Here is a 25595-nt window from a genome sequence, read left to right on the forward strand (position 1 = left end):
GATTAGAGATCCTCGTAGCCGGCATTGTCCGCTTCAGTATGTTCGTGATCATGCCGTAAAGATGCCATTTCTTTTTCGAAATCTTCTAATGATGTAAAGGATTTGTACACTGAGGCAAACCGTAAATAGGCAACTTCATCCAGTTCACGTAATGGACCGAGTATTGCTAATCCCACCTCGTTGGATGGGATTTCAGACGCACCAGTAGAGCGAACATTTGCCTCTACTTTTTCAACAAGAAGTTTGAGTTCATCTTCAGAAACATCACGCCCTTGACATGCACGTCGTACACCACGAAGAACTTTATCTCGCGAGAAAGGTTCCGAAAGACCACTGCGTTTAATGACGTTGAGGATTGCTGTCTCATGGGTGGTAAACCGTTTGCCGCAGCTGAGACATTCTCGCCGTCTACGAATGATCTTCCCGTTATCAATAGAGCGCGAATCGACTACTCGCGAATTCGGAGAGTGACAAAAAGGACAGCGCATTTCGGTTTATTACATCCTTATAGCTAGTGGTACAGGTAGTAAATGTATTTGAATGTAACTACTGCTATCTTATTCCCCTAAAACAATATATAGGGTTAGAGACCCGCTGGAACCACAAGAACTTGTCCAGGAGAAATAGCGGAAGATGTAAGACCATTAAGTTCCTGGATACGCGCTATCACCGCACCAGCATCTGCATGCGGAGCATAGTGAAGGGCGATACTTCCTAAAGTATCTCCCGACTGCACACTAACAGATGCAAGATTCGTGGGAAGAGACGCAGTTGGATCCCCAGTAAGCTGCACAATGGTAAACGCAAGAATCCCCATAACAACTGTTAAAAGCAGGAGAATAGTTATTTGTTCCCACTGCGTGGCTTTTACCGACGACCCAAGACCATACCGTTCATGATCAATTGCCTGTGAAGAAGAATCACTCTCTCCTGCCACTGGTCGTTGAGTACGTACCCGCTGGCATCGGTCATACGTAAAGGAACCACGCCGTCCCCGGTATCTCAGGGAAGAGCCTTGGTTCCTTTTCTCTGCTTGCACACCAGAAGCTTGTTCCCTAGAAGAAATCACTGGATCCATCCGAGACTGGCAATATTTAGCCTCTTTCCTATCGAACACAGTATCTATTCCATCGGTAGAGGAATCTGCTGAATAGTTCATGAAGCGCGATGACGAAGCCATCAGCATGGATGACATAGTCGACATTTCTATAACCTCATTTCCCTAATTGTTCCAGGGTACTGGACTGTACTGCGACTGTACTGAACTAGTGTACATCATTATTCGAACATGTGTACGATTTATTTTTTCGACACTTCATTCTTATCAAGACGCTGTAACAAAAAATAAAGTTCTGTTTATTCGCACAAATGTTTGATTTACATAATTTCTCTACGTAGTCTAAAAGTACGTCACTACATCGCAATGGAGAGTAGAGGAACTACCCATGGCAGCCGGTTCTCATCGACGTCCTCGTTATGAAGACTTAACGGAACGCCAACGGCGTATCTATGACTTCATCAAAGATGCAAATGATCTGCGCGGCTACCCACCCACGATCCGCGAAATCTGTGATGCCACCGGCCTTAACTCCACGTCATCTGTGTCATATCAACTGGATAATCTAGAGAGTTTTGGTTTTATTAAACGCTTCCCCAATCAACCACGCGCAATGCAAGTTATCGATGTTGATCGCGCAAGCGAAGAACTTTCCGTGGATAACATTAACTCCCCAGCACTAAACAATGACGACGATAGTACTGCTTTCGTCCCTCTTGTTGGCCGTATTGCTGCAGGAGTTCCCATTTTGGCAGAAGAGAATATAGAAAATATCATGCCGCTCCCCCGCAATGTTGTGGGATATGGGGATCTGTTCATGCTACAGGTTGTCGGAGAATCCATGATTAATGCTTCTATCTGCGATGGGGACTGGGTCATAGTCCGATCCCAAAATGTTGCGGAAAATGGCGATATTGTCGCAGCACTCATTGAAGATGAAGCCACCGTGAAAACTTTTCTTCACGACAGCAGTGGAGTCTGGCTTATGCCTCACAATCCAGTATTCGACCCAATACCTGGTGAACATGCCCATATTATGGGTAAAGTGGTCGCCGTCCTACGGAAAGTTTAGAAGGTTCTGCTAGTCTTCCATTCGATCTTCCATGTCCTTTAATTGCGCAAAGTAATCGGAGGCAATTCGACGGGCATGGTGAGCTCCCTCGGCTTTAAGAACTTCTTGTGCTAAGTCCTGGTAATGTCGCATATTCCATTTCTCTAGGGCCACACCAACCTCAGGAACAGCATTGGGAGCCATTGAGAGTGAATCTACTCCCATTCCCACAAAGACCTGTGCAAGATAGGGGTCACTTGCCGATTCTCCGCAAATAGATACCGGCTTACCACACTTCTTCGCCGCCTGTACCACGGTGTTAATAAGACGTAGGCCAGCTGGCTGCCATGGATCTGTTAGCTCAAAAAGATCAGCAGAAAGGCGATCTGCGGCCATAGTGTACTGGATAAGATCGTTTGTGCCGATAGAGCAGAAATCGACCTCCCGCATAAACATTTCCGCCATAATAGCTGTCGCGGGAACTTCAACCACAATACCGGGGATAAGACCACGTTCTCGTACTAATGCAGCAAATCGTCGCGCTTCTGATACTCGAGAAATCATGGGGGCCATAACTTTAGGAGCATCGTCACCGGATAACCCGGCGCGGCGAGCCCCCTCTGCAATAGCATCTAGTTGACGAATAAGAAGTTCCTCGTTTTGTAAACCGATGCGTACACCACGCATACCAAGTGCTGGGTTTTCTTCGCGGCTCGTTTGGGCAAACTTCAGCGGTTTGTCCGAGCCGGAATCAAGGGTACGAATAGCAACACGGTTTTTAAACGCCTGAAAAACTTTTTCATAGATGGAGGCCTGCTCATCTACGCTTGGCTCAGTGGAATGACCGATAAAGCATAGTTCTGTTCGGAAAAGTCCGACACCATCCACTTCTGTGCGACGTGCTTCGTCAATAGTGTTTTCGTCCTGCACATTAGCAAGTAGATGAACGTGCACTCCGTCTCGCGTTTGAGCTGGCCCGTTCCATGCTTCAACTTGTTCACGATGGCGTTCGTCAGATGCCAATCGCTGTTCCACCATGACGGTAGAAGGGTTGGCAATAATCAGTCCACGCACACCGTCAAGGAGTGCACTAGTGCCTTCAGGTAATACAGTGAGGTCTGTAACGCCAGTAACATAAGGGATTCCTAGCTGTCGAGCAACTACAGCAATGTGTCCTGTTAGACCGCCTCTAATAGTTGCAATAGCTCCCACGCTATGTGCATCGATAGCAGCAATATCAGCTGGTGCTAACTCGTCCGCCACAAGAATGGAAGAGGATGTTAGTTTTGGAAGTTCTGGTTCCTCAAGTCCTTGTAAGCGGCGCGCAATACGATCGCGAATATCGCGTAAATCTGCGGTGCGTTCAGCGGCGAATCCCCCGCGTCGCTCAAGCAGCTCAATGAAACGACCAATTTGATGACCCGTGGCTGCTTCTGCCGTCATGCCCGCAGTAATGTCTCGTTCTGCCGGTCCTACCCAGCCACGGTCAGTAACTAGGTAGACACTTGAGCGGATGACGTCAGCGGTAACTCCTGTTAGTTGTTTTGACTGCTCGCGTAGACTTTCCGACACTTCATCGAGGGCGGTGTGAAAACGCTCTAGTTCGGCAGGACGATCAGCTACTTTTACACGGTAACCACGACGTGGCAATTCAGGTCCATGACGGAACCAGACGACAGAACCATTGACGACACCAGGTACTACAGCAATACCCTGTAGTACTCTGTTTTGGTCATTGGTTAATCCAGTGTTCCTCATATAAACCTTCATCGCATTCCACCACCACTCCCATATATGGAAACTTGTTGCATCCCTACATAGTGGAAACAACTGTGGAGGTAGTGGAGTTTTTGCTCGGTGGGCAGATTACTTCCTAAATATGCCTAATCGTTTCTACCTGGTCAAATTATTCCGTTACTCGTAACTGTTATTTTTTGCAATGAGTGCTGCAACTATTGCCATTAATTCAATTTAGTACGAGTACTGCACGATTCAGTAAGATGGCTAGAGAAATGTTTAGTTATATTTACCACAACAGCAGTACTGCGGAGCCCTCTCCCACACACATATTCCACAATCTGCCAAAATAAGCCCTACTAATCTGGTATCAGTACTTCCCTTACTCCCCTACAAACTCATCATTATCAACCTCTAGCATCCCCAAACGTACTATCGTCATGTACCGTATGACAGAAAGGTATGAGAACCGCCATGGCGCCTAGTTTTCTCACCATTCTGTCAACAGACGCCATCCTTCTCGACGCCAATCTAGGGGAGTCAAAAAGCGATGTTATTACTGCTTTAGCCCAGCGGATACAAGATATTGGCCGCTCCGGTGATGCTGAACAGTTAGCTCACGATATACAGGCTCGGGAAGATAAGTCGGCAACTGGCCTCCCTGGAGGAATAGCTATCCCCCACTGTCGTACAGAAGCTATTGCCTTCCCAACTATTGCTTTCGCACGGCTTTCCCACCCCGTTGATTTTGGAGCCAATGACGGTCCTGCTGATCTTATCTTCGTCCTAGCGACCCCCGTTGATGGGCTTATTAGCCACACGAAACTACTTTCACGGTTAGCTAGAGCTCTTGTCCATGACGAAGTACTTGCGCAATTACGTACAGCTGAAGACCCAACTGAGGTTTTTCAGCTTCTCAATGGGCCACTAGGTAATTCGGGACCGCTTCTTCCCCCTGCACCCGCTCGTAATAACAAATTAAAGCTTCTTGCAGTAACAGGCTGCCCTACCGGTATTGCGCATACGTACATGTCAGCAGAAGCCCTTGAGCAATCTGTCCGCAATAATTTTCCCAATGTTGACCTCCATATTGAAACACAAGGAGCAGGAGACAATACCCAGCTAACCCAGCGGCAAATAGATAACGCTGACGTCGTTATCTTTGCTTCTGATGTGTCCATCAAAGATCGGGAACGTTTCGTTAATCTCCCCTCAATTTCTGTGGGAGTACGACAAGCCTTAAATTCTCCCAACACTGTTATTCAACAAGCAGTTGAACTCGCACGACTTTCTCGTGGAGAATCGGGACTCGGTAGCGAAAACGCGCACCGTAATCGCCCCCATCGCAGTCGTACAGCTTTTATTAAGAGCATTCCATCATCATTCCGCGGAAAATTGTCAGGTGTTGGACAGGCAGTTATGACGGGCGTCAGCTACATGATTCCTTTCATTGCAGCTGGTGGTTTACTTATTGCGCTTGGTTTTCTTATTGGAGGGTACGAGGTAAGTAACGTAGCCCGACAAGTCCTTCTACATTATTCCTTAAGCGATCTTCCTCCTCACATGCATTATCTGTTAGGAGCACAAGGTGACGGCACACTAACAACGAGCCGCTGTGGGGTTCCCCTCTACATAGGGTCTGTCTTTTATTCACTAGGCCAGATGGCAATGGATTTTATTGTGCCGGTGCTATCTGGGTATATCGCTTATGGATTAGGTGGACGGCCAGCTATTGCCCCTGGATTTGTAGGCGGCGGAGTGTCAGTACTGCTAGGAGCAGGTTTTTTGGGAGGAATAGTCACTGGACTATTGGGGGGACTTGTTGTCTTACTCTTCCGCCTTATTCCTGTTCCACAGTGGTTAGAAACACTTATGCCGGTGGTAATTCTGCCATTATTAGGTAGCCTAATCGTCGGCTCACTTATGATATTTGGCCTTGCCACACCACTGGCCTGGGCAATGACAGGACTACAAAACTGGCTTTCCAGTATGAATGACACTTCAGCGGTTCTCCTAGGAGTGCTACTTGGTGTCATGATCTGTTCTGACCTGGGCGGACCTATCAACAAATCGGCGTATCTTTTTGCCACTGCAGGTCTAGCCGCACAATCTAGTGGAGCTTTCGCGGTTATGGCAGCAAGTATGGCTGCAGGAATGGTCCCACCACTGGGCCTTGCCTTGGCAACAACACTACGTAAGCAACTTTTTACCAGCAATGAACAGCAAAATGGAAAAGCTGCCTGGTTGTTGGGCTTTTCTTTTGTTACAGAAGGGGCTGTTCCTTTTGCGGCTGCAGACCCACTGCGGGTACTTCCGGCAACAATACTCGGCGGCGCTACTGCAGGAGGGCTTTCTATGGCACTTCATGTAGGGTGCCGGGCTCCCCACGGCGGTATTTTTGTTATCTTTGCAATGGACAACCCGCTAGGTTTTCTTGCAGCAATAGCAGCAGGAACGCTCGTAACAGCAGTGGTCGTTATCCTCTTAAAGGCACTTGCCCACCATAAGCGAGAAGAAAAAAGTGCCGTTCAACCTACCAGCGAATAAAACCACAGGAGACACAATCGCTACTTTTCATACTTACCCGAGCATAAACTAGAATCATTGTCGTAAGCTTCACAGAGACCAGAGGAATTATGACTGCGAAAGATGTTGTTGTTGGCTCCGCCATTGGCCTGCACGCGCGCCCTGCCGGCATTATCTCCGATGCCGCCGCTAAATTCGATGAAGAGATTACGATCGCAGTTGAAGGCGAAGAACCAGTGAATGCCACTTCTGCGCTCCTCATTATGAGCCTGGGAGTAGAACACGGTCAGACTGTAACAGTTGCGTCAGAAAACGTCGCTGCAGTTAATACTATTGCGGATCTTATTGAAAAAGATCTAGACGCAGAATAATTGAAGCTGCTGCGCTAACGCATGCGGAACACGGGCCTCGATGATTGTTCCATCGGGTCCGTGTTTTTCGCTAAGTACACGCCCATGTTCATGTAGCCGAGACACGACCTCCCCATGATCATAAGGAATAAGCGCGTGGACAGTTGTCTCCCGCATATCTAATAAACGCGAGAGAGCCTGTGTGAACTCCTCTATCCCCTCTCCTGAATGTGCAGATACGAAAACTGTATTGGGTATTTCACTCCGCAACTGCGCCAATGTAATAGGCTCTGCTACATCGCACTTATTGACGACAGTTAATACCGGAGGTAATTCAATCCCATAGTCGGCAACAACATCGGCAAGTACCGCATTGACTGATTCAATCTTCTGCAGAGGAAAATCGTCTGAACCGTCCACGACATGCACAACAATGTCGGCATCTGCTACTTCTTCCAAAGTAGAACGGAACGATTCAACTAACTGTGTAGGTAGGTATCGTACAAAACCTACAGTGTCGGTAAACACCACTGTTCGACCATCGGGTAATTCACCCCGACGAGTTGTAGGGTCAAGAGTTGCGAATAAGGCATCCTGGACAAGTACTCCGGCTCCCGTAATCCGGTTAAGCAAACTAGATTTACCGGCATTCGTATACCCTACAATAACGACGGAGGGTGTATCTCCTGTATGCCGACGCTGGCGCTTTGTTTGCCGAGACATCTTCATATCCGCTAATTCACGGCGTAATTTCGCCATTCGTTGACGAATACGTCGACGGTCCGTTTCTATCTTCGTTTCACCAGGACCGCGCAAACCAACACCGCCATTAGAGCCTGCCCGGCCACCCGCCTGTCGGGATAGCGTGTCGCCCCAACCGCGTAGCCGCGGCAGCATGTACTCCATCTGCGCAAGTGTCACCTGTGCTTTACCTTCGGAAGAGGAAGCATGCTGTGCAAAAATATCAAGGATAAGAGCTGTACGGTCGATAACCTTAACGTTGATCGCTTTTTCTAAGGCAATAAGTTGTCCGGCAGAAAGCTCACCGTCGCAGATCACTGTATCTGCTCCCAGTTCGTCTACTACCTGTTTTACTTCCCGGACTTTTCCCGATCCGATATATGTTGCTGGATCCGGTTTATCACGTCGCTGAATGAGGACATCAAGTACTGCCGCACCCGCAGTTTCAGATAGTGCAGCCAACTCTGCCATGGCCGCTTCCGCTTGCGCTACTGAACCTTCCGTCCACACCCCTACTAATACGACTTTCTCAAGCCGCAGTTCACGGTATTCAGCATCAGTAACATCTTGAAGTTCGGTGGAAAGGCCCACCACATGGCGTAAAGAGGATCGCTCCTCTAACTCCATCTCACCGCGGGTTGGTTCATGCATAAGGTTCGAAATACTCTCCTTCGGCGACGATAACAGAGGGACCACGGAGGAAGCTATTATCTGGAGTGAATTTCACCTGTAATTCACCACCGGGAACACTGACGGATACGGTGCCATTCTCCACTCCAGCATCAGCAAGAGCCGCAAAAGCACTTGCTACTGTGCCAGTACCACACGACTTCGTCTCCCCCACACCACGCTCATAGACACGCATGGTGACATGACCGTCAACAAGTGGAGTAAGAACTTCCACATTAGTGCCAGCGGGAAACATCTCGGGATCGATACCAGGAGCATGACGAAAATCCATGCTTGCCAACTGTTCCACAGTTAAACCAGGAAGTACACATGCCAAATGTGGATTTCCTACCGAAAGAGCAAGACCAGCGATATGCCGTCCCGCAAAATCAGCCGAGGAAATACCTCGCAAGTCAACCTTCCCCATGGCTATCTCAACGTCCGCGATCAGGCCATCATGGCTGAGCCCATATACCCGAAACTTTTTACGTCCAGCCCGTGTCCCAAATGCTCCCTGGGTAGTATCTTCCGGAAGCAATCCTTGTGTGAGAAGAACATGCGCACATACTCTGGCCCCATTCCCACACATTTCTGCGCAAGAACCATCAGCATTGCGATAGTCCATAAACCATTCATCTGGATCTACTCCTTCGGGAAGCTCCATGAGCTCGCCCGCAGAAAGAAGATCGCGTGCACGGCTTAACCGAATGACACCATCTGCTCCAATTCCTTGCCGCCTATCGCACAGGTGAGCAACAGAAGAAGCGGTAAGACGCACCGTACACTCCGGATCCGGAAGCACAATAAAGTCATTCTGTGTACCGTGAGCTTTCAGAAAAAACATGCAGTAACCTTTGCTAGCAGAGAATACTATTTGCTGCGTTTTGGAGAATCGTCACTGCCGCATTACGTTTCTCCACAGTAAAACGAGCCTCCGGCCCAGATACGGAAAGAGCAATAGGTGTAGAACCAACAACACGGGCAACCGCTACACAACGTACCCCGGCTTCCTTTTCCTGTTCATCGGTGGCATATCCAGCTTCGCGAACAATTCGAATATGCTCAAGAAACCTCTCTGGATTGGTAATTGTGTGTTCAGTATCCGGACGCATCCCCTGCGTTTCCAACATGCGCATAATAGTGGCATCGTCGAGACATGCCCCAAGAGCCTTCCCCACTGCTGTGTTGTGGACTCCGACACGTCTCCCAACTTCAGTAAACATACGCATCATATGCGGAGAAGGCACACCTGCCATATAGATAGCCTGATTGCCATCAAGCATGGCCATATTGGCAGTTTCTCCGGTGGAATCTACCAGCTTTTGGAGAGTAGGTTTCACCCAATCGCCCACCAGCCGGCTAGCACTTTCCCCCAACCGCACCAGACGCACACCAAGCGCATACTGACGGTTTGCTTCTTGTCTCACGTAACCGGCATCCCGCATTGTCCCAATAAGACGATGAATTGTGGCAACGGGAAGGCTGGTGTGCACAACGAGATCTGAAAGAGACGCTATTCCCCCCATATCGGCCAATGCATCAAGTAACTGAAGAGAACGATCCACCGACTGGACATGCCCACGCTTCGAGTCATCACCGCTATATCGGAAGAGTGACTCATCAACCATCTGCCATTTATCCTTATCGTGTAAAAGCTTGTACGTTATCGCGGACAGCTACATTTCCTATCATGAGGAAATCGCACTACACACATCGTCAACAAGAGAATCTGCGGATGCTGAGAACCAGTTTATCCTGTTATCTCGTTTAAACCAGGAACGTTGACGCCTAACATAACGACGCGTCGCAATAAAGGTACTGTCAATAGCCTCATCAACAGTACTATCCCCATCAATAACACTAAGTGCCTGGCTATACCCAATAGCACGGGCAGCTGTCGTACCATCCCGTAAGCCTCTCCCACACAGCTCACGTACTTCTTCCACCAAACCATCATGGAACATTCGTTTTGTTCGCTGTAGTAAGCAGGGATCAAGCCATTCCACATCCGCAGAAAGACCAATTATGTGGGTATTCCACCGTGGCGGAGCGCCACGCTGTGGTTGCGACGCCGTATAAGGTTGACCGGTAAGTTCCATAACCTCCAATGCCCGCACAGTACGACGTGGATCTGTCGGCAGAATTGTGCGTGCCGCAACAGGATCCCGCTGCGCTAATTCCCGATGCAGGTCTGCCACACCTCGCTTCGCAAGCTGATCTTCCCAATATGCACGAACCTGCGGATCAGTGGGAGGAAACTTCCAATCATCCAGAAGCGATTGAATGTACAACATAGAGCCGCCCACGATAATGGGAACAACTCCTCTTTTAAGAAGACGCTCAATATCTAGCTGGGCGGCCTCCTGATAGCGTGCAACTGTCGCTGTTTCCGTCACATCTAATACATCGATCTGATGGTGAGGTATACCCCGTCTTTCTGCCACAGGAGTTTTTGCTGTACCAATATCCATACCGCGGTACTGCTGCATAGCATCACAATTAACAATTTCTCCACCGAATCGCTCAGCAAGAGTAATACCAAGAGCCGATTTTCCCGATCCGGTCGGGCCAATCACAGCTAGTGGAGTAGGCGATGACGATGGCATTGCAGGCATTACACCAGATCTTTCTATGATGAGAGCTCCCCCTATCCTCTCACATCTCGAAATTCTTGCAGTTTTTAGAAAAAAGTATGGGTTAAGCCGTTAACCTAAAGATACGCACATTTTCACAAGAGAATGCGCTGTAGTTTCACTTTGGCAGCCGTGTCGCGCGGCAGAGATGAGGCAGTAATGTCCGATACCACACCGTCTCCCACCCCTTCGTCTTCCCACCCCATCCCTGGTGCGGGAGCCGCAGCCCCTAACCCGGCACAATTACGTCGCCGCAGCTCAGTCGTTATCCCCCCACGATCACAACCGGAAAAATGGGGTCATGTTGACGATGACGGTTCTGCATGGGTAAAAACAGCTGACGGAGAGCGTCTTATCGGAACGTGGCAGGCAGGAGCACCTGAAGAAGGTCTCGCCCACTTTGGTCGCCGCTATGATGACTTAGTTACTGAAGTAGCACTCCTAGAACGACGGCTAGACAGTCATCCTGCAGAAGCTGCTACAACACGTAAACATGCGGAGGACCTCAAAGCATCTTTAAGCACTGCTGCAGTTATCGGTGATATTGCTGCCCTAGATAAACGCCTACAAGATATTATTGCGCACTCTTTTACAGCGGAAGAGAAAGCTAAAGAACAGCGACAGCAAAAACGTGAAGCTGCCGTTCTGCGAAAAACAAAGCTTGTGGAAGAGGCAGAAGCCATCGGTGAATCTGCTACAACTTGGAAGCAGTCAGGCGATCGTCTGCGGGAGATCCTCGAAGAGTGGAAGACGATTCATGGAATCGACCGAAAAACAGATGACGCACTGTGGAAACGATTCTCTCGTGCCCGTGAAAGTTTTAACCGTCGCCGCGGCTCCCACTTTGCGGAACTAGATCGAGTACGCGCTACTGCAGCTCGTCAGAAAGAAGAACTCGTTTCTCAAGCGGAGTCACTACAGGACTCGGAAGAGTGGAGCGATACTGCTAGTGAGTATCGCCGTCTTATGCAGGAATGGAAGAAAGCCGGTCGCGCCCAAAAAGATGTGGATGATTCCCTCTGGGCACGCTTCAAGAAGGCACAAGACCATTTCTTCGACCGCCGAAAAGCTGTCCTCGACGAGCGAGATTCAGAGTTTGCCGCAAATGGTGCTGCGAAAACTGAGCTTCTCAACACTTACTCCCCTCGTATCAAGAATGCGAGTGATTGTGAAGAGGCACGTACTCTCCTCAATGAGTTGGAGGGCAAATGGGAAGAAATTGGACGAGTTCCGCGCGCTGATATGCGCCCCCTTGACGATGCTATCCGTAGTCTCGAACGCCATGTGACAGACCTTGAAAAGGCTGAATGGCAGAGGACTGATCCGGAAGTACAGGCTCGTGCACAGCAATTCTGGAACCGTGTGAAAGATTTTGAAGCACAGGCAGAAAAAGCCGACAAAGCAGGCCGTACAAAGGATGCAGAAAAGGCTCGTGCACAAGCTGCCCAATGGACTGAATGGGCAAAAGCTGCTGAGAATTCTCTGAACGAACTCTAGATAATAGACAAACTAGATTATCAGCACTACAACAATTGTGGGGATGGGCAGGATCAATACCGTCTGGTAGATACAGCCCATCCCTACAATTGTTATTTCTTATCTGTTATTTCTCATCAGCGAGTGTTCTAAACGTGGGTATTCCTAAACCAACGCCTACGGGTTTTACTTGTGGTTGAATACCCGCTTCATAATTGTCCCCAGCTTGAGTGTGCCGCACTGACAGAACCCCGTTGTCAGCGAGCAAATGGTGTGGAGCAGCGCCCGTAATAGAGACCGTTACACAATCCCCCGGCCGTACCGTTTCACTCCCCCGATGCGTAAAGTGCACAAGGCGACCACACCGAGTCCGTCCACTCCGACGATGAGTGGCATTATTCTTACGGCCATCATGGGCAGTGACAAGCAATTCTTGCGTGGAGCCTATCAGCTTCTGATTTTCTTCAAGAGTAATGCGTTCCTGCAGCGCAATAAGCCGATCGTAGCGTTCTTGCACAACATCAGCCGGAATCTGATCCTCCATCTCCGCAGCTGGAGTACCAGGCCGAGGAGAATACTGGAATGTATACGCGCTACTAAAACGTACTTTTTCGACAACATTGAGAGTCTCTTGGAAATCTTCTTCAGTTTCTCCTGGGAAACCCACAATAATGTCAGTAGTAATAGCAGCATCCGGCATATAGTGACGTACATTGTCGACAATGTTGAGGAAACGCTGCTGCCGATAGGATCTCCGCATTGACCGTAGGATTCGGTCTGATCCTGATTGCAAAGGCATGTGCAGTTGTGGACATACAGCCGGTGTTTCCGCCATAGCCAGAACAACATCTTCAGTAAATTGGGCAGGATGCGGAGAAGTGAATTTCAAACGCTCAAGTCCAGGAATTTCTCCACATGCTCGCAGTAATTCAGAGAAAGCCTGCCGATTCCGTGGACGTTGCGAATCAGCAAAGCTCATGCCATAGGAGTTAACATTCTGCCCTAATAAGGTAATTTCTTGAATTCCCTCATCCACTAGACTCTGCACTTCGGCAACGATATCTGCAGGTGGTCGATCAATTTCTTTACCACGTAGGGATGGAACAATGCAGTAGGTACACGTATTGTTGCACCCTACTGAAATTGATACCCATGCTGCGTAGGACGATTCACGCTTGGCAGGAAGAGTAGAGGGAAATTCTTTGAGTGACTCATAGATTTCAACCTGTGCTTCTTTATTGTGACGAGCACGCCGCAAAAGTACTGGTAATGAGCGAAGATTATGCGTCCCAAATACTGCGTCAACCCAGGGAGCACGGTCTACAACAGCATCTTTATCTTTTTGCGCGAGGCAACCGCCAACAGCGAATTGGAGATGAGGATTTTCTTCTTTTAGAGGTCGTAATAGTCCTAGTGTTCCATACAGCCGATTCGCTGCATTTTCCCGCACAGCACAGGTGTTAAAAACAATAAGGTCGGGGATTCCCTCACCAGAGAAAGGTATATAGCCATCGGCTTCTAAAACACCTGCTATACGTTCAGAATCATGCACATTCATTTGGCACCCAAAGGTGCGAATTTCGTATTGCCTGCGCTCCACTGATCTCCCCTTCACACTGGATAGTATTTAGGACAAGGCAGGTCTTCTAGTGTACCTGAGCGTAAGAGTGTTTCTTTAGTTGGAGTCGTATCCCTCACGATGTGCTACCAGAGCTTCGTTAACAATACGCTGTGCTAATTCACTGGAAAAGCCACGGCGCACCAGCATGCTATAGAGCCTTCGCTGTTGTTTTTGAAAAAACTCCCATTCAATAAGGGATGCCGCATCAATAAGTTTCACTTTACGAGAGACAAGTGCTCGTGCAGTGTCTTCTTCTACACACGGGGAAAGATTCTCAAGCTCCGCTTCTATAATGGAAGGTGCAATACCTTTGTGACGAAGCTCTTGCCGCAGAACAGCTTTTCCTCTACCACTATGTCGTGACCGTGAAGAAACCCATTCGTGTGCGAATCTCTCATCATTGAGAAGATCAACCCGCTCAAATCGTTCAATGAGATCATCAACGATATCTGTGGGAAATCCTTTACTTTGTAGTCGGTCTGCTAGTTCTTTGCTACTTCGGGACCGTACTGAAAGAAGCCGTAAAGCTGCTTCCCTTGCTCGATCATTAAGGCTATCGCTAGTAGAACTAGTAGATTTTTGCTGAGGCTTCGACAGCACACTTTCGGTAGCATGACGCAGTACCTCAAGAGTGTGCTGTCGTCGATCATTACTCATTGGTTACTGAGAAATCTATGTTACTTAGAAATCTACAGAGTCGTCCTCAGTAGCCTGAGTTTCTTCATCCGGTTCAGCAGCATAAGCCCCAATCTTCAGTTTCCGGAGAATCTTCTCCTCAATTTCGTCACACAGGGCGGGATTGTCCCGTAAATAGGTCCGTACTTTTTCTTTACCCTGCCCCAGCTGATCTCCCTCATAGGTGTACCATGATCCAGATTTACGGATAAATCCCTGGTCAACCCCCATATCTATGATAGATCCCTCACGAGAAATACCTTGTCCATAGAGAAGATCGAATTCAGCTTGTTTGAATGGTGGGGCAACCTTGTTCTTCACAACCTTGACGCGAGTGCGGTTACCTACTGGTTCAGTACCGTCTTTCAATGTTTCAATGCGTCGAACATCAAGGCGTACTGAAGAATAGAACTTAAGTGCTCTACCACCAGTCGTTGTTTCCGGTGAGCCGAACATGACACCGATCTTCTCGCGAAGCTGGTTAATGAAAATGGCGGTAGTGCCTGAAGCAGAAAGGCCACCTGTCATTTTACGTAATGCTTGGCTCATCAAACGGGCTTGTAAACCAACGTGGTTATCTCCCATTTCACCTTCAATTTCAGCACGTGGAACAAGAGCCGCAACCGAGTCGATAACAATAATATCGATCGCTCCAGAACGAATGAGCATATCGGCAATCTCGAGTGCCTGTTCACCAGTATCAGGCTGTGAGACGAGCAATGCGTCTGTATCAACACCTAATGCTCGTGCATACTCCGGGTCAAGAGCATGCTCAGCATCAATAAAAGCTGCAATACCACCGGCTTTTTGCGCATTGGCAACTGCATGGAGAGCCACAGTAGTTTTACCTGATGATTCTGGTCCATAAATTTCGATGATTCGTCCACGCGGCAAACCACCAATACCCAGAGCAATATCCAAAGCAATTGAGCCTGTTGGAATAGCTGCAACAGCCTGGTGCTGATCGTCACCCAGACGCATCACGGAGCCTTTCCCATATTGTTTATCAATTTGGGCAAGGGCATTTTCTAACGCTTTTTCCCGATCAGGAAGCTTTCCTGCAGCCATGAGTTATTTCTCCTTTATGGTATTTCACCGTTGTTACCGATGCTGTCACTAATCACTATAAAAAAGCCCAGTAACAAAAAATTTGTTATTCACAGTCTAATAGAACAAACTTTCGAATTTCTACTTCTAGAGAAACGTGTCCAGTTTCTCATTCTTTATTCGACCATGTCCCCAGCACCAATATCTGGTCCCCACTGTCGTTCTTCCGGAACTTGTTGATGACGACACAAAGCAAGCCACACATCACGGATTTCATATCCACTATCTAATGCTTCTTGTGGAGTTTTTCCATCCAACTCACTGAGCACCGTATCGTTAAGAAGAGTATCTCCCACCATTTCTCCAAATTCACGGTGGAGAGCTACTTCAAATTCTGTCATACGCACACGTTTAGCCTAGCGTCTTTTTAGCAAGTAGCATATGCTCTAATCACAGAACTATTGAACAATGTTTAACGACTGGTATTACATGAGCAAAACATCGCAATCATCCTCTGCAAAAGATTTGGCCTATATCGCCGTTTTCACTGCACTCACTATCGTTCTAGGCTTCATCCCACCCATTCCCGCTGGTCCACTAGGTGTCCCCATCCTCGTCCAAAATCTCGGCATTATTCTCATGGGAATGGTATTAGGCGCTCGTCGTGGGACGCTGTCAGCACTTCTCTTCATTGCCCTCGCGTGCACGGGGCTACCTATTCTGGCTGGAGGACGTTCCGGTCTTGTCGCTATTACCTCCCCCACTGCAGGGTTCTTCCTCGGATACCTTCCAGCAGCTGCCGTCATCGGACTTATCAGCCGCTGGCGTTCCGGACGTAACGTCCTCATCAACATTCTGGCTGGCATCGTGGGAGGAATCCTGGTCAATTATGCCTGTGGCATCGCTGGAATGATGATCGTGGGGCATGTCTCCTTCACCGCAGCTCTCGTCACACTGCCTGCCTATCTACCTGGCGACCTATTGAAAATAGTCGTGGCGGCCTCCGTCACTGCCGCCCAGCTTAAAGCTCTCCCCCATATTCGTCCTGCAAAGACCCAGGATGACCAGGCACAATCAGCTCTTGACCAGATTGATTCCCCGGAACATAATGCGGCCGTAACAGACTCACCTATCATCAATACCGCTAATACCGTTAATATCCCTGATAGTTCCAATAGCTCCGGTAACATTGATAAAACTGCCTCCACCGACAAAGAGTACACATCCCATGATTGAGCTACACGATGTGTCACACGCCTATGAGAGTGCAGTCATCCTACGACATATCACCGCTACCCTTTCCGAACACCGTATTGGCATTACCGGCCCCAATGGTTCGGGTAAATCCACTCTTATCCGCATGATGAATGGACTTGTTATCCCCACCCGTGGTGACGTTATTGTCAACGGACATAACACTCGTAAAAAAAGTGCCGAGATACGCCATCACACTGGCTTTATTTTCTCCGATCCACGCACACAGATTCTTATGCCCACACTCTGCGAAGACGTGGAATTCTCACTGCGCCGCCGTATTAAAGACAAAAAGGAACGCCATAACGTCGCACTTCATTATTTAGATCAATTCGGCTTAGCGGAACGAGCTGATTGCTCACCTCATGAACTATCAGGAGGACAACAACAACTTCTTGCGATTGCATCGATTATGGCAATCGAACCAGACCTCATTCTGGCAGATGAACCGACTGCACTTCTGGATCTTCGTAATACGCGACGACTTCTTCGCATTTTCCAACGTATAGATGCACAGATAGTGCTTGTCTCACATGATTTTTCCGTACTTCGCCAAATGGATCGTGTCATCGTTATTAACAATGGCACTATTTTTGCCGATGGAACTCCACAAGAGTCTCTCGACGCTTATGAAACACTGATCGATGTCGAGGAAGATCACGCAAAACTGTTATGAAAAATTATGTCTTGGGGACCTATCACCCTGGTAATAGTTTTCTTCACCGCACCCCTGCCGTTCTCAAGATTCTGGTACTCATCGCGTGGATACTTGCTGTCAGCCTTGGCTGCCGTCAGGTGCTCTGGCTTAGTATTCCTGGAGCTATCGCCATCATTCTATTGTTCATAACACGTGTTCCTGTACGGATCGTATGGGAGCAGGTATGGCCGACGCTACCGCTTCTTGTCCTTATCGGTTTGTATCAATGGTGGGCAGTATCGTGGCAGGAAGCATTACGAATTACTGGTATTATTCTCTGCTGTATCCTGGCCGCTATTGTTATTTCTCTAACGACACGTGTTACAGAAATGCTAGACGGATATATGGTTCTCCTCCGTCCTCTGGCGAAACTTAAAGTGCCTACAGAACGCATTGCCTTAGCTTTCGCGCTCACTGTACAGTCTGTGCCGGTTATTTCCGCTATCGTCACCGATGTACAGGAGTCTTTATGGTCTCGGGATGGAGGATGCTCCCTGCGAGCATTTATTACCCCTGTACTATCCCGCGTTTTACGCCATGCTGACGGAGTGGGCGATGCGCTATTGGCTCGCGGTATGGACGACTCAGATAGTCACCACGACAGTAAGTAAAAAGAATACGACTGACTAGCCTTCTATCCCTTAGAAGAAGAGTTATGAGGTTGCGGAAGTTCACCAGTCGCAGCCATTTCAGCACGAATTTCAGCAAGACGAGTGTTTGCACGCGTCTTTGCCGATACTGCTTCCACTTCCATCATTTGTTGTGCCACACCACTATCAGCAAGCTCAGTCTGCCCTATAGCGCGAGCATGACGGCTCTCAATTTTATCCCGTACATGTTCTAGGCTCGGTGTGGAACTATCACTATTTGTCCCATTAATCTGTTGCACAGCCTGCGCAACTTTTTCCTGCATTTTCACTTGATCAAGCTGATTCAGGAGTTTAGTACGCTCTGCTAGCTGATGCTCCATAAGACGGGCATTCTGCTCTACTGCAGCGCGGGCAGCATCAGAAGCCCCCCGTGTCTGCTCGTGGAGCACTTTGAGATCCGCAATGGTCTTCTCCGCACTCACTAACTGTTCAGAGAAAGCGTTGGCGGCCTTTTCATAGTCACGGGCTTGCTCAGCATGGCCTTTTCTACGTGCATCTTCAGCCATGAGGAGTGCTTGCCTCACGTTATTTTTTATATTCTCCACACTAGATAGCTGGCGATCTAGCTTCATCTCCAGTTGACGCTGATTCCCGATAATAGTTGCCGCCTGCTGGGAAAGCTCTTGGTGGTGACGTTTTACCTCAGCAATTGCTTGCTCAATCTGTATTGCAGGATCAGCATCCTGTTCAACTGTGTAGTCAAACTTCGCCATGAGGTATTTCCAAGCCTTAATAAAAGGATTGGCCATCATTTCTCCTCACCGTACATACGCATCAGTACACCCTCTCCTATTGAGGGGTGGAGCACAGACTTCTTGTAGGGAAGTACTACCTCCGATAGTACAGAACAGTTCGTATAGAGGAGAGCTAGCGCAGCTAACGTCGTTACTTCTTATCTAGTAAATAAAGACTACGCGACAGCATGAAGCGTAACGTCTTCTTCAGGCCCCATCACATAGGCAGCACGACGTAAAACTACAGCTAGATTCACTCCGAGAGCATCGCAGATTGAACGAAGCACCTCAGAAGAGACTTCTTTTCGCCCGCGCTCAAGCTCGGATAAATACCCAGAGCTCACACGTGCACTGTCAGCAACATCACGAAGCGTCCGATTAGCATCCAGACGGTAAGCACGAAGAACTGTCCCCAATGCCTCGCGAAGAAGCGGGGAAGAATTGTTTATTGCGGTATTAACTGTATTGTTCACACTCTCTATAACCACGGTGCTGCTAAATTAATTCCCGCATTATTGTGTCTGTATATGCTCATGTACAAGGGACAAAGCTGCTGACACGCTCTGCTCTCGGATTTCTTGGCGCGAACCAGTGAAATGATACTGGCGTACACATACCGGTATTTCCGGTAAAGCTACTCCTATAAAAACTGTTCCTACAGGATGACCATCTTGTTTCGTTGGACCAGCTACCCCGGTAAGACCAACTCCGATATCCGCACCGCACTGTTTTTTAGCCCCTACAGCTAACTCTCTAGCAGTGTCTTCTGCTACTGCCCCAACCCGCTGCAATGTCTGCGTAGAGACGCCTGCTAATTGGTGTTTAAGATCAGTCGCATACACGACCAATCCACCCCGTAGAACAGCACTTGCTCCCGGAACTGAAGCGAGAGTAGCGCAGAATAAGCCTGCAGTTAACGATTCTGCCGCAGCTATAGTGAGTTTCTGCCCAGTAAGTTCTTTAATAACAACATGTGCCAGGGAAGACGAGCACTCCATAACTCACCCTTGCTTCCCAAGCTTAACAGCAGTGTGGGGAACAGTTCCGACGTTATCAGCTATCGTATTCTCTGGTTCTTCCGGGGAAGGATGATAAGCCTTCCATAGATAATCCACACCAGTCACAATGGTGAGAACCACGGCGACACCCATGACGATCCAACCGCACCACTCTAGCCATCCGTCATAAGGAATGAGCAGGAGAAAAACTGCCAGAGTCTGCACCATCGTTTTCAGTTTTCCACCGCGACTAGCCGGAACAATACGCTCTTTAAGAACAGTGAATCGCCAAACGGTAATACCGATTTCTCGAATCAAAATAATAGCGGTAACCCACCACCACAATTTACCGATAACATTCAAGCTAATGAGCGAGGCAGCCATAATCGCTTTATCTGCAATAGGATCAGCAATTTTGCCGAAGTTCGTCACGAGATCGTAATGGCGAGCAATACGACCATCTGCAGTATCTGTCGCCATGGCTACACAGAAGATAACGACTGCCCAAGCGCGAGCTTTATACGTAGGCGTTCCACAAAAGAACACCACCAAGAATACAGGCACGAGGATAATACGAATCACTGTCAAAATGTTAGGAAGATTCCATACTTTTGCCTGTGATTCTTCCTTTACCGCCATGGTCCACCCTTTACGTCGCTTCAACGCCTCTACTCTCTATCCTAACCCTCTTGCCTACGTAGACTTTGCCGAAGGACTATTCTAATTGCTATGGAAAATACCCAGGCAGACGATATACCCAACATCAACATTCGCACCGCAACTACAGATGATGTACCTGAGATTAAAGCTCTAGTGGATATCTACGCCGGGAAAATTTTGCTCGAGAAAAATCTCATTGATATCTATGAGGCTTTACAAGAATACGTTGTTGTAGAATCCGCAGGTCACATTATTGGATGCGGTGCGCTACACGTCTTATGGTCTGATTTAGGCGAGATACGTACTGTCGCTGTCCATCCCAAAGCTCATCACCATGGTATCGGGCACACTATCGTTACCACACTATTGAAGAAAGCCCACCAACTGAATTTAGAACGCGTTTTCGTTCTTACCTTTGAAGTTAATTTCTTCGCACGCTACGGATTTAAAGAAATAGAAGGAACTCCAGTAAGCCGAACGACCTATGAGCAAATGCTGCGGTCGTATGATGCCGGTGTAGCCGAATTTTTGGACCTTTCTTCCGTGAAACCCAATACATTGGGGAACACGCGTATGCTGGCCCATATAAAACCACAAGGAGTAGACAAGGAGTAAACAATGTCCGTTTTCGTTTTCCGCTATGTCTATGATGACGCAAATGCTGCAATGATGGATAAGCTACGTCCACAGCATCGGGCCTACTTAGGAGAAGGTGCACAACGCGATATTGTTCTTGCTTCCGGACCGTTAACAGACGGCAGTGGCGCTCTTATTCTGGTAAAAGCGCAGGATAAGGACGACGCTCTTCACTTCATGAATCATGATCCATTTTATGTCAACGGCATGGTCGCAGAACGCTTCTGCGATGAGTGGAAATCCGTGATTGGTGCTTTTACCGACTGCTAAACACTTCATAATAAAGGGAGCTTTCCTGCGCCACTATGTGCCATCAGGAAAGCTCCCCTTATTGTCTTCACTATCGGCTACACCGTAGTTATACGAGTTATACGGCTTTCCCTTTTTTACGATGTATACAGCGAAAAAGCGGTTCATCCCCGTCACAACCAACATCAACAAGGGCGTGCGAAGAACTTTGCTGGTGCAGATCATTCAATTGACGAGTTTCTGCAGACATTTGTAAGTGATCAGGATCTTCAGCTCCATCACGACGCTTATCTATCGCATTTTTAATAACTGACGCAATAATAGTGAGCAGCAAAACGACGACAATAAACAGTAGTGAGAATGTGATGGACGGCTCCCACACGTGAACAGCCTGGCCACCGTTAATAAAGGGCACCCTGTTGTCATGTAGTGCGTGCAGGACCAATTTAACGCCAATGAATCCCAAGATAATGGATAGTCCATAACTCATAAAAGAGAGACGATCAAGCAATCCATAAAGAAGGAAATAGAGCTGACGCAACCCCAACAAAGCGAGAGCATTAGTCATAAAGACGATATAGGGTTCCTTCGTCAGACCGAAAATAGCGGGGATGGAGTCTAAGGCAAAGATTAAGTCAGTAAAGCCAATCGCAATTAAGGCAATGAACAGCGGAGTGAACATTACTTTCCCGCCGCGTCGAAACATTAATCGATCACCATGTAATTCCTTGCTAACGTGGAAGATTTTCGATGCAAGTTTTACTGGTGCTTGTTCACTAACAGGTTTAGGTTCTTCGTCTTTAACTTCTTCCACAACAACTTTGACAGCCATGTACAACAGGAAAATACCAAAGAGGTAGAACACCCACGCCCACGCGCTAATAGCTGCAGCACCAACTCCGATAAAGATGGCACGCAGTGCAAGGGCAAGAGCAATACCTATAAGGAGAACTTTCTGCTGATATTTGGGTGGTACACGGAAATTACCCAAAATAAGAGCGAACCCGAAAAGATTATCTACGGATAACGATTTTTCAGTGACGTAGCCTGCGAAAAATTCCATCCCATGTTGATGGGGATTACCTGGTTCTTTCCAAAAGAACCATAGAAAACCACCATAAATACATGCGACAACAATATAAAAAACTGACCACAATGCAGCTTCTTTTAATGACGGCACATGTGGGGTCTTAACGTGTGAAAAGAAATCAAAGACAAAAAATCCGATGATAACTAATATGCTGATAAACCACGTTAGGGCATTAACGTCCACAAAACTCCCTCCGGGGATGCGCACAGCGCACTACTCTCCGGAGGTCTCTCCCGCTTCAGTGGTCACATCCTCAGCAGATATGCCCTGAGCCCGTTCGCCGGTTAAATGCGGACCTAACGTGTTGACGACGAGTGCGGAACTGGGATACTCCCCTCCTACTTGCTCCAGTGTACACAACACTAAAAGCTTGTACTAAGTATTCTCCAGGACTAGATGATTCCAACTAGCCATTTCAGTTATCGGATGGATCCCCACCCTTGAGTGACCACATTACTGCCTCCAGTTCTTCTGGCTTCACTAGCACTTCGCGGGCCTTTGACCCCTCTGACGGCCCCACAATGCCACGTGATTCCATAAGATCCATAAGTCGTCCTGCTTTCGCAAAACCAATACGTAGCTTGCGCTGAAGCATAGACGTGGAACCGAATTGGGAAGTGATAACAAGCTCAGTGGCGGCAAGGAGGTCATCTAAATCCTTGCCGATCTCTTCATCAATCTCGCGGCCTTGCTTCTTCTGCTCCGTAACGCCTTCTGTATATTCAGGTTCCGCCTGCTCTTTGATAAAGGATACAACACGGTATATCTCTTCATCCGACACAAACGCACCTTGCATACGGACAGGACGTCCACCCTGCGCGATAAAGAGTGCATCACCCATACCGATAAGATTCTCTGCCCCACCTTGATCCAGAATGACGCGTGAATCTGTCAGTGACGATGTTGCAAATGCCAGTCGGGAAGGAACGTTAGATTTAATAAGTCCCGTCACAACATCAACGGAAGGACGCTGCGTTGCGAGAATAAGATGGATACCAGCCGCACGAGCTTTTTGCGTAAGACGCACAATGGAATCTTCTATTTCCTTGCCAGATGTCATCATGAGGTCTGCAAGCTCATCGACAATACACACAATGCGGGGATACGGTTTGTATACTCTCTCCGACCCAAGCGGCGCAGTAATTTCTCCAGAAATTACTTTTGCGTTGAAGTCGCTGATCTTCCGTGTGCCCGTAGCCTGCATATCTTTGTAACGCTGTTCCATCTCCTCTACTAGCCATTCCAAGGCAGCAGCAGCCTTTTTAGGCTGAGTCACAATAGGAGTAATGAGATGTGGAATACCTTCATAGGGCGTCAATTCCACCATCTTTGGATCAACTAAGATAAGACGCAACTGTTCTGGCGTAGAACGCACCAGCATTGAAATCAATGTAGCGTTCACAAAAGCAGATTTACCGGAGCCGGTAGCACCTGCTACAAGAAGATGAGGCATCTTCTCCACTGAAGAATAAACGAAGCCGCCTTCAATATCCTTCCCCATACCAATCATCATCGGATCAGTATTGCGAAGCATATAATCGCATGTCAGAACGTCGTGAAGCCGTACCATCTCACGGTCGGTATTGGGAACCTCGATACCAACCGCAGATTTTCCGGGGATGGGGGCAAGCAAACGAATATTGTCGTTGGCGACAGCGTAAGCAATATTGCGTTGCACGCCTGTTATCTTCTCTACTTTGACTCCCGGCCCAAGTGATACTTCATAGCGCGTTACTGTGGGGCCACGGCTCATTCCGGTGACGGCGGCATCAATTGAAAATTGTTCAAAGACGCTATTGATGGCATCAATGACAAGATCGTTAGCGTGTGAACGACCACGCGGAGGCTCACCCGCAATGAGGAGCTCTGCATCGGGGAGTTGATAGTCCGTATCAGAAAACTCCGTGCTCATCACTAGATCGTCTTCATCACGATCATCTGCGTATGGTACAGGCAGTACAGCAGTATCCAGAGTTTCTTTATTGTCCTCAGCGTGCTCATCCTCATCGTACTGGGACATGTGCTCACGCCATTGTTGACGCATAAGGGCAAGTTCCGTAGGCGCGTCTTCCTCCGTAGGATAATTTTCCTCCGGAGTTCGAGAAAGATAGGAAGCCTCAGACTCTATTTCCTCTTCATAGAATTCGTCGCTGTCTTCATCATTATCATCATTGCCGTCTTCGTCTACACTATCGTCGTCATCGTCACGCTTGCGTTCCTCACACCACTGACGGACCCGCATCCACGTGTTGCGTAACCATCGTCCTACATCTTGGATACGACGATTAGTTAATAACAGGAGACTGAAGAATATAACCGCTAAAAATATGATGATGGATAGCGGCGAGGTAAGTCCTTTAGCAAGGGGTTCCCCAATAATAAAGCCAAGAACGCCTGCTCCACCTTGTACATCATCAATTGTTTGTGCTCGTCCACTGGCAATATGCCAAATACCGAGGATAGACCAGGTAAGAAGAGATCCTCCTACTCCTGTAGGTATGCGTCGCTCTTCTGCAATGGGCGGAGTGAGTGTCAATACTAGCGTTGCACCGACAAGAAGTACTGGGATGAGGTGGACTGCTGTGCCGATAATGTAGCTTAACCCACTCAAGACGTATCGTCCGACAGGCACGGATAGCGGTGCCCACAGCATTACTCCAAGAATAATAGCCAGAACAAAGCAGAAAAGAGCCCATCCGTCTCTGGCGTGGCCGGCATCAATATCGCCTGCACGACTAATCGCATGAAACCCTTTATGGCATTTTTCTGTTAACGCAGACCAACTTTTTTTAACTTTTTCGCCAAAACTTTGGCTTGTATCAGAAGCAGATGGCACCGGACGAGCCTGCGAAGATTGTGCTTGCCTACGTCGAGATTGTGGCAGTTTCGATTTTCGACGTGCACTAGGACGCCGACCAGCATTAGTAGCAGATCGGCGACCTTTTTTTGGGGCACGGGATGCGCTCACAGTAAAAGTAGAATCCTCTCCTACAATGGTGTCTTACCGGCTATAGCGATGTTATTAGTGTAGCTCGCACAGTCAC

27 protein-coding genes are annotated in these 25595 nt (G+C 48.2%); 9 read left to right on the forward strand and 18 right to left on the reverse strand.

All coding sequences use genetic code 11. The annotated features are described in order from the left end of the window. Window positions 1-2 precede the first annotated feature (2 nt). Together nrdR and QZV76_RS00880 are read right to left on the reverse strand one after the other, a co-directional pair. Window positions 3-488, reverse strand: coding sequence for a transcriptional regulator NrdR (nrdR, locus tag QZV76_RS00875; protein ID WP_290595352.1), 486 nt, complete (start codon window positions 486-488; stop codon window positions 3-5). Window positions 489-583: 95 nt separating this feature from the next. Then, window positions 584-937, reverse strand: coding sequence for a LysM peptidoglycan-binding domain-containing protein (locus tag QZV76_RS00880; protein WP_290595353.1), 354 nt, complete (start codon window positions 935-937; stop codon window positions 584-586). Window positions 938-1445: 508 nt separating this feature from the next. Here QZV76_RS00880 and lexA point away from each other — a divergent pair. Continuing rightward, on the forward strand, window positions 1446-2129 hold the full coding sequence (gene lexA / locus QZV76_RS00885) for a transcriptional repressor LexA (protein WP_290595354.1): 684 nt from the start codon (window positions 1446-1448) through the stop codon (window positions 2127-2129). A gap of 9 nt (window positions 2130-2138) precedes the next feature. Here the strand turns inward: lexA and ptsP are convergent, their stop codons facing one another. Next, the gene (ptsP, locus tag QZV76_RS00890) at window positions 2139-3866 is read right to left on the reverse strand and encodes a phosphoenolpyruvate--protein phosphotransferase (protein ID WP_290595355.1); all 1728 of its coding nucleotides are present in this window, start codon (window positions 3864-3866) and stop codon (window positions 2139-2141) included. A 441-nt stretch (window positions 3867-4307) separates the two neighbouring features. On the opposite strand from ptsP, the gene QZV76_RS00895 reads away from it, so the two are divergent. Both QZV76_RS00895 and QZV76_RS00900 read left to right on the forward strand, forming a co-directional pair. Further along, window positions 4308-6392: a fructose-specific PTS transporter subunit EIIC gene (locus QZV76_RS00895; RefSeq protein WP_290595356.1), complete on the forward strand. Its 2085-nt coding sequence runs from the start codon at window positions 4308-4310 to the stop codon at window positions 6390-6392. A gap of 89 nt (window positions 6393-6481) precedes the next feature. Next, complete coding sequence (locus QZV76_RS00900; protein WP_290595357.1) at window positions 6482-6742, forward strand: HPr family phosphocarrier protein; 261 nt, start codon at window positions 6482-6484, stop codon at window positions 6740-6742. On the opposite strand, the gene hflX is transcribed toward QZV76_RS00900, so the two are convergent. From hflX to miaA, 4 genes are read right to left on the reverse strand one after another with little or no spacing between them, the layout of a single operon-like run. Then, a complete protein-coding gene (hflX, locus tag QZV76_RS00905; RefSeq protein ID WP_290595358.1) occupies window positions 6728-8113 on the reverse strand; it encodes a GTPase HflX in 1386 nt (461 codons plus the stop codon). The two genes, QZV76_RS00900 and hflX, sit on opposite strands and share 15 nt — an antisense overlap. Beyond that, window positions 8106-8975 carry a diaminopimelate epimerase gene (gene dapF, locus QZV76_RS00910; protein WP_290595359.1) on the reverse strand — a complete coding sequence of 290 codons (870 nt, stop codon included), beginning with the start codon at window positions 8973-8975 and terminating at the stop codon, window positions 8106-8108. Before dapF ends, hflX begins: the two co-directional genes overlap by 8 nt. Window positions 8976-8988: 13 nt before the next feature. Beyond that, window positions 8989-9759, reverse strand: coding sequence for an IclR family transcriptional regulator (locus tag QZV76_RS00915; protein WP_290595360.1), 771 nt, complete (start codon window positions 9757-9759; stop codon window positions 8989-8991). Between the two features lie 60 nt (window positions 9760-9819). Continuing rightward, window positions 9820-10737, reverse strand: a complete 918-nt coding sequence (gene miaA, locus QZV76_RS00920) for a tRNA (adenosine(37)-N6)-dimethylallyltransferase MiaA (RefSeq protein WP_290595645.1) — start codon at window positions 10735-10737, stop codon at window positions 9820-9822. A 186-nt stretch (window positions 10738-10923) separates the two neighbouring features. Between miaA and QZV76_RS00925 the strand changes: the two genes are divergently transcribed. After that, complete coding sequence (locus QZV76_RS00925) at window positions 10924-12261, forward strand: DUF349 domain-containing protein (RefSeq protein ID WP_290595361.1); 1338 nt, start codon at window positions 10924-10926, stop codon at window positions 12259-12261. A 106-nt stretch (window positions 12262-12367) separates the two neighbouring features. On the opposite strand, the gene miaB is transcribed toward QZV76_RS00925, so the two are convergent. From miaB to QZV76_RS00945, 4 genes are all read right to left on the reverse strand, one after another. Then, a complete protein-coding gene (gene miaB / locus QZV76_RS00930; protein ID WP_306558815.1) occupies window positions 12368-13840 on the reverse strand; it encodes a tRNA (N6-isopentenyl adenosine(37)-C2)-methylthiotransferase MiaB in 1473 nt (490 codons plus the stop codon). 75 nt (window positions 13841-13915) lie between these two features. Then, entirely contained in the window at window positions 13916-14518 is a 603-nt protein-coding gene (locus tag QZV76_RS00935; RefSeq protein WP_290595363.1) for a regulatory protein RecX, read from the reverse strand. Window positions 14519-14542: 24 nt separating this feature from the next. Further along, on the reverse strand, window positions 14543-15604 hold the full coding sequence (gene recA / locus QZV76_RS00940; protein WP_290595364.1) for a recombinase RecA: 1062 nt from the start codon (window positions 15602-15604) through the stop codon (window positions 14543-14545). Between the two features lie 155 nt (window positions 15605-15759). Then, window positions 15760-15984, reverse strand: a complete 225-nt coding sequence (locus tag QZV76_RS00945) for a DUF3046 domain-containing protein (protein WP_290595365.1) — start codon at window positions 15982-15984, stop codon at window positions 15760-15762. Window positions 15985-16072: 88 nt separating this feature from the next. Here QZV76_RS00945 and QZV76_RS00950 point away from each other — a divergent pair, with 88 nt between their 5' ends. The 3 genes from QZV76_RS00950 to QZV76_RS00960 are packed head-to-tail and all read left to right on the forward strand — an operon-like array spanning window position 16073 to window position 18145. Then, complete coding sequence (locus QZV76_RS00950) at window positions 16073-16819, forward strand: biotin transporter BioY (protein ID WP_290595366.1); 747 nt, start codon at window positions 16073-16075, stop codon at window positions 16817-16819. Continuing rightward, a complete protein-coding gene (locus QZV76_RS00955; protein ID WP_290595367.1) occupies window positions 16812-17513 on the forward strand; it encodes an ABC transporter ATP-binding protein in 702 nt (233 codons plus the stop codon). The genes QZV76_RS00950 and QZV76_RS00955 overlap by 8 nt, the downstream gene beginning before the upstream one ends. Then, window positions 17510-18145: an energy-coupling factor transporter transmembrane protein EcfT gene (locus QZV76_RS00960; protein WP_290595368.1), complete on the forward strand. Its 636-nt coding sequence runs from the start codon at window positions 17510-17512 to the stop codon at window positions 18143-18145. The genes QZV76_RS00955 and QZV76_RS00960 overlap by 4 nt, the downstream gene beginning before the upstream one ends. 23 nt (window positions 18146-18168) lie before the next feature. On the opposite strand, the gene QZV76_RS00965 is transcribed toward QZV76_RS00960, so the two are convergent. The 4 genes from QZV76_RS00965 to pgsA form a co-directional block, all read right to left on the reverse strand. Next, window positions 18169-18933: a PspA/IM30 family protein gene (locus QZV76_RS00965; RefSeq protein WP_290595369.1), complete on the reverse strand. Its 765-nt coding sequence runs from the start codon at window positions 18931-18933 to the stop codon at window positions 18169-18171. Window positions 18934-19094: 161 nt separating this feature from the next. Beyond that, window positions 19095-19391, reverse strand: a complete 297-nt coding sequence (locus tag QZV76_RS00970; protein WP_306558820.1) for a helix-turn-helix transcriptional regulator — start codon at window positions 19389-19391, stop codon at window positions 19095-19097. A gap of 39 nt (window positions 19392-19430) precedes the next feature. Then, a complete protein-coding gene (locus QZV76_RS00975; protein ID WP_290595371.1) occupies window positions 19431-19916 on the reverse strand; it encodes a nicotinamide-nucleotide amidohydrolase family protein in 486 nt (161 codons plus the stop codon). 3 nt (window positions 19917-19919) lie between these two features. After that, window positions 19920-20579 carry a CDP-diacylglycerol--glycerol-3-phosphate 3-phosphatidyltransferase gene (gene pgsA / locus QZV76_RS00980; protein WP_290595372.1) on the reverse strand — a complete coding sequence of 220 codons (660 nt, stop codon included), beginning with the start codon at window positions 20577-20579 and terminating at the stop codon, window positions 19920-19922. A 105-nt stretch (window positions 20580-20684) separates the two neighbouring features. Between pgsA and QZV76_RS00985 the strand changes: the two genes are divergently transcribed. Continuing rightward, window positions 20685-21191, forward strand: coding sequence for an amino-acid N-acetyltransferase (locus QZV76_RS00985; protein ID WP_290595647.1), 507 nt, complete (start codon window positions 20685-20687; stop codon window positions 21189-21191). Between the two features lie 3 nt (window positions 21192-21194). Beyond that, entirely contained in the window at window positions 21195-21482 is a 288-nt protein-coding gene (locus QZV76_RS00990) for a YciI family protein (RefSeq protein WP_187398171.1), read from the forward strand. 97 nt (window positions 21483-21579) lie between these two features. Here the strand turns inward: QZV76_RS00990 and QZV76_RS00995 are convergent, their stop codons facing one another. The 3 genes from QZV76_RS00995 to QZV76_RS01005 are packed head-to-tail and all read right to left on the reverse strand — an operon-like array spanning window position 21580 to window position 25519. Then, window positions 21580-22734, reverse strand: coding sequence for a TerC/Alx family metal homeostasis membrane protein (locus QZV76_RS00995; RefSeq protein ID WP_290595649.1), 1155 nt, complete (start codon window positions 22732-22734; stop codon window positions 21580-21582). A gap of 30 nt (window positions 22735-22764) precedes the next feature. Then, window positions 22765-22914, reverse strand: a complete 150-nt coding sequence (locus tag QZV76_RS01000) for a hypothetical protein (protein WP_290595373.1) — start codon at window positions 22912-22914, stop codon at window positions 22765-22767. 52 nt (window positions 22915-22966) lie between these two features. Next, window positions 22967-25519: a DNA translocase FtsK gene (locus QZV76_RS01005; protein WP_290595374.1), complete on the reverse strand. Its 2553-nt coding sequence runs from the start codon at window positions 25517-25519 to the stop codon at window positions 22967-22969. Window positions 25520-25595: the final 76 nt, after the last annotated feature.

The sequence above is a fragment of the Lawsonella sp. genome (assembly GCF_011525565.1).
GTDB classification, from domain to species: Bacteria; Actinomycetota; Actinomycetes; order Mycobacteriales; family Mycobacteriaceae; genus Lawsonella; species Lawsonella clevelandensis_A.